This is a genomic window from Aromatoleum toluolicum, assembly GCF_012911005.2.
GTDB lineage: Bacteria > Pseudomonadota > Gammaproteobacteria > Burkholderiales > Rhodocyclaceae > Aromatoleum > Aromatoleum toluolicum.
Genome location: NZ_WTVS01000143.1, coordinates 1 through 5,226 on the forward strand (window position 1 = coordinate 1; position 5,226 = coordinate 5,226).

Consider the following 5,226-nt stretch of genomic DNA (forward strand, 5'->3'; position numbering starts at 1 on the left):
GGGTAGCGGCTTTTTTGGGTGTAGGTAGTCTGACGATGACCTACTTTCGCACTCACGAAGAGCACTATCATCGGCGCGGTCCTGTTTCACTGTCCTGTTCGGGATGGGAAGGAGTGGTTCCGGGACGCTATGGTCGTCAGACTGTAAAGGGTCACAAAGTGGGGAAGTAGAGTGTGTGGGGCGTGTGATTGTGTTGTGGCGTGTTGAGTTCGCTGTTGATCCAGGGTTATAGGATCAAGCCTCACGGGCAATTAGTATCGGTTAGCTTAACGCATTACTGCGCTTCCACACCCGACCTATCAACGTTGTGGTCTTCAACGACCCTTCAGGGGGCTCGAGGCCCCGGGGAAGTCTCATCTTGAGGCGAGTTTCCCGCTTAGATGCTTTCAGCGGTTATCTCTTCCGTACTTAGCTACCCGGCGATGCGACTGGCGTCACAACCGGTACACCAGGGGTACGTCCACTCCGGTCCTCTCGTACTAGGAGCAGGTCCTCTCAAACTTCCAGCGCCCACGGCAGATAGGGACCAAACTGTCTCACGACGTTTTAAACCCAGCTCACGTACCACTTTAAATGGCGAACAGCCATACCCTTGGGACCGGCTACAGCCCCAGGATGTGATGAGCCGACATCGAGGTGCCAAACTCCGCCGTCGATGTGAACTCTTGGGCGGAATCAGCCTGTTATCCCCAGAGTACCTTTTATCCGTTGAGCGATGGCCCTTCCATACAGAACCACCGGATCACTATGACCTGCTTTCGCACCTGCTCGACTTGTCGGTCTCGCAGTCAAGCCGCCTTTTGCCATTGCACTATCAGTACGATGTCCGACCGTACCTAGGCGACCTTCGTACTCCTCCGTTACCTTTTAGGAGGAGACCGCCCCAGTCAAACTGCCTGCCATGCACGGTCCCCGACCCGGATTCACGGGCCCAGGTTAGAACCTCAACGACACCAGGGTGGTATTTCAAGGTTGGCTCCACGGCAACTGGCGTCACCGCTTCAAAGCCTCCCACCTATCCTACACAAGTCCCGTCAAAGTCCAATGCAAAGCTACAGTAAAGGTTCATGGGGTCTTTCCGTCTAGCCGCGGGTAGATTGCATCTTCACAAACATTTCAACTTCGCTGAGTCTCAGGAGGAGACAGTGTGGCCATCGTTACGCCATTCGTGCAGGTCGGAACTTACCCGACAAGGAATTTCGCTACCTTAGGACCGTTATAGTTACGGCCGCCGTTTACCGGGGCTTCGATCAAGAGCTTGCACCCCATCACTTAACCTTCCGGCACCGGGCAGGCGTCACACCCTATACGTCCACTTTCGTGTTTGCAGAGTGCTGTGTTTTTAATAAACAGTCGCAGCCACCGATTCTCTGCGGCCCCTTCGCCCTTCGGATGTACTCCTACAAGCTAGTGGGGCATACCTTCTCCCGAAGTTACGGTATCAATTTGCCGAGTTCCTTCTCCTGAGTTCTCTCAAGCGCCTTAGAATTTTCTTCCTGCCCACCTGTGTCGGTTTGCGGTACGGTCGATTTTAGACTGAAGCTTAGAGGCTTTTCCTGGAAGCATGGTATCAGTCACTTCGGTCTCAAAGAGACCTCGTCATCACGCCTCAGCTCAGCCCCGCGGATTTGCCTACGGGGCACGCCTACACGCTTAAACCGGGACGTCCAACACCCGGCTGACCTAACCTTCTCCGTCCCCCCATCGCATCTAAAATCGGTACGGGAATATTGACCCGTTTCCCATCGACTACGCATTTCTGCCTCGCCTTAGGGGCCGACTCACCCTGCGTCGATGAACGTTGCGCAGGAAACCTTGGGCTTTCGGCGAGGGTGCTTTTCACACCCTTTATCGCTACTCATGTCAGCATTCGCACTTCCGATACCTCCAGCATCCCTCTCGAGACACCTTCGCAGGCTTACGGAACGCTCCCCTACCATCTCTTGCGAGATCCGCAGCTTCGGTTCATGGCTTGAGCCCCGTTACATCTTCCGCGCAGGACGACTCGACTAGTGAGCTATTACGCTTTCTTTAAAGGGTGGCTGCTTCTAAGCCAACCTCCTAGCTGTCTATGCCTTCCCACTTCGTTTCCCACTTAGCCATGTATTTGGGACCTTAGCTGGCGGTCTGGGTTGTTTCCCTCTTGTCCCAGGACGTTAGCACCCCAGGACTGTCTGCCGTATATCACTTTGCGGTATTCGGAGTTTGCTATCGCGGGGTAGATCGCAGTGACCCCCCCAACGATTACAGTGCTCTACCCCCGCAAGTGTCCGTACGACGCACTACCTAAATAGTTTTCGGGGAGAACCAGCTATTTCCGGATTTGTTTAGCCTTTCACCCCTATCCACAGCTCATCCCCTAATTTTTCAACATTAGTGGGTTCGGACCTCCAGTACCTGTTACGGCACCTTCATCCTGGCCATGGATAGATCATCCGGTTTCGGGTCTACGCCCAGCAACTATGTCGCCCTTATCAGACTCGGTTTCCCTACGCCTCCCCTATTCGGTTAAGCTCGCTACTGAACGTAAGTCGCTGACCCATTATACAAAAGGTACGCAGTCACCCCACAAGGAGGCTCCCACTGTTTGTATGCATGCGGTTTCAGGATCTATTTCACTCCCCTCCCGGGGTTCTTTTCGCCTTTCCCTCACGGTACTGGTTCACTATCGGTCGATCACGAGTATTTAGCCTTGGAGGATGGTCCCCCCATCTTCAGACAGGATTTCTCGTGTCCCGCCCTACTTGTCGCACGCTCAGACCCGCCACCTACTTTTCGCATACGGGACTATCACCCTGTATTGTCGGACTTTCCAGACCGTTCTGCTAAATAGATGGTTTAGTCGTGCAGGCTACTCCCCGTTCGCTCGCCACTACTTGGGGAATCTCGGTTGATTTCTGTTCCTGCGGCTACTTAGATGTTTCAGTTCGCCGCGTTCGCCTCCTCTGGCCTATGTATTCAGCCAGGGATACTCCCGAAGGAGTGGGTTTCCCCATTCGGACATCGGGGGATCAAAGCTCCATTGCCAGCTCCCCCCCGCTTTTCGCAGGCTTGCACGTCCTTCATCGCCTGTGATCGCCAAGGCATCCACCACATGCACTTAGTCGCTTGATCCTATAACCCTGGACCCTGTCGCCAGGGACCTGTCATAGGCGAACTCACGCTTGTGCGCCGCCATCGACCGCTGGTTCAAAGCGCCGATGACGACAATGCAATCACACAACCCATGTTCAACCTCTGTCTTGACGCGCCGCTGACACAGCGCAACAGAGATTGCACACTTTACTTCTTCCACTTTGTTAAAGAACACTGGCACCAAGGCCTAAGCACTACACACCACCGTGCGTACTGCTTAGCCCTTCCCATGAGCCCACCGAATGCGTTGGTGGAGGATGACGGGATCGAACCGACGACCCCCTGCTTGCAAAGCAGGTGCTCTCCCAGCTGAGCTAATCCCCCTCGCTTCCGGTGGTGGGTCTGGTTGGGTTCGAACCAACGACCCCCGCCTTATCAAGACGGTGCTCTAACCAGCTGAGCTACAGACCCTCGTCAAACTCGAGGCTCGTGCCTGAACAACCGATAAGTTGTGGATACTTGGTCAGATGCGACCTGTCTCTTGAAAGGAGGTGATCCAGCCGCACCTTCCGATACGGCTACCTTGTTACGACTTCACCCCAGTCATGAATCTCACCGTGGTAAGCGCCCTCCCGAAGGTTAAGCTACCTACTTCTGGTGAAACCCACTCCCATGGTGTGACGGGCGGTGTGTACAAGACCCGGGAACGTATTCACCGCAGCATGCTGATCTGCGATTACTAGCGATTCCGACTTCACGTAGTCGAGTTGCAGACTACGATCCGGACTACGATCGGCTTTAAGGGATTGGCTCCAGCTCGCGCTTTGGCAGCCCTCTGTACCGACCATTGTATGACGTGTGAAGCCCTACCCATAAGGGCCATGAGGACTTGACGTCATCCCCACCTTCCTCCGGTTTGTCACCGGCAGTCTCGCTAAAGTGCCCAACCAAATGATGGCAATTAGCGACAAGGGTTGCGCTCGTTGCGGGACTTAACCCAACATCTCACGACACGAGCTGACGACAGCCATGCAGCACCTGTGTCCTGGTTCCCGAAGGCACTCCCTGATCTCTCAAGGATTCCAGGCATGTCAAGGGTAGGTAAGGTTTTTCGCGTTGCATCGAATTAATCCACATCATCCACCGCTTGTGCGGGTCCCCGTCAATTCCTTTGAGTTTTAACCTTGCGGCCGTACTCCCCAGGCGGTCGACTTCACGCGTTAGCTGCGTCACTCAGTGAGTTACCTCTCCGAACGACTAGTCGACATCGTTTAGGGCGTGGACTACCAGGGTATCTAATCCTGTTTGCTCCCCACGCTTTCGTGCATGAGCGTCAGTATCGGCCCAGGGGGCTGCCTTCGCCATCGGTGTTCCTCCACATATCTACGCATTTCACTGCTACACGTGGAATTCCACCCCCCTCTGCCGTACTCTAGCCGTGCAGTCACAAGCGCAGTTCCCAGGTTAAGCCCGGGGATTTCACACCTGTCTTACACAACCGCCTGCGCACGCTTTACGCCCAGTAATTCCGATTAACGCTCGCACCCTACGTATTACCGCGGCTGCTGGCACGTAGTTAGCCGGTGCTTCTTCTGACAGTACCGTCATCCACCCCCCGTATTAGGAGGGGCGTTTTCTTTCCGTCTGAAAGAGCTTTACAACCCGAAGGCCTTCTTCACTCACGCGGCATGGCTGGATCAGGGTTGCCCCCATTGTCCAAAATTCCCCACTGCTGCCTCCCGTAGGAGTCTGGGCCGTGTCTCAGTCCCAGTGTGGCGGATCATCCTCTCAGACCCGCTACGGATCGTCGCCTTGGTAGGCCTTTACCCCACCAACTAGCTAATCCGACATCGGCCGCTCCAATCACGCGAGGTCTTGCGATCCCCCGCTTTCCCCCTCAGGGCGTATGCGGTATTAGCTACGCTTTCGCGTAGTTATCCCCCATGACTGGGTACGTTCCGATGCATTACTCACCCGTTCGCCACTCGCCGGCAGGCCGAAGCCCCCGCTGCCGTTCGACTTGCATGTGTAAAGCATGCCGCCAGCGTTCAATCTGAGCCAGGATCAAACTCTTAAGTTCAATCCAACAAAGCACTCAAAGAAATCATTACTGACTTACATATGAGCACTCAATCTTTGCAACATTAAAAC

At 54.7% G+C, this 5,226-nt stretch carries 2 tRNA genes and 3 rRNA genes; all 5 read right to left on the reverse strand.

Annotated features, from left to right (window positions below):
* Positions 1 to 27 precede the first annotated feature (27 nt).
* The 5 genes from rrf to GPA27_RS27775 all read right to left on the reverse strand — a co-directional run bounded on the left by rrf (position 28) and on the right by GPA27_RS27775 (position 5,155).
* Positions 28 to 141 (reverse strand): 5S ribosomal RNA (rrf, locus tag GPA27_RS27755).
* An 89-nt stretch (positions 142 to 230) separates the two neighbouring features.
* Positions 231 to 3,114: ribosomal RNA gene (locus GPA27_RS27760) — 23S ribosomal RNA — on the reverse strand.
* Between the two features lie 269 nt (positions 3,115 to 3,383).
* Positions 3,384 to 3,459, reverse strand: a tRNA-Ala gene (locus GPA27_RS27765).
* A 10-nt stretch (positions 3,460 to 3,469) separates the two neighbouring features.
* A tRNA-Ile gene (locus GPA27_RS27770) sits at positions 3,470 to 3,546 on the reverse strand.
* 73 nt (positions 3,547 to 3,619) lie between these two features.
* Positions 3,620 to 5,155 (reverse strand): 16S ribosomal RNA (locus GPA27_RS27775).
* Together the 16S, 23S and 5S rRNA genes with 2 tRNA genes alongside form the textbook arrangement of a ribosomal RNA operon.
* Between the last annotated feature and the right edge of the window lie 71 nt (positions 5,156 to 5,226).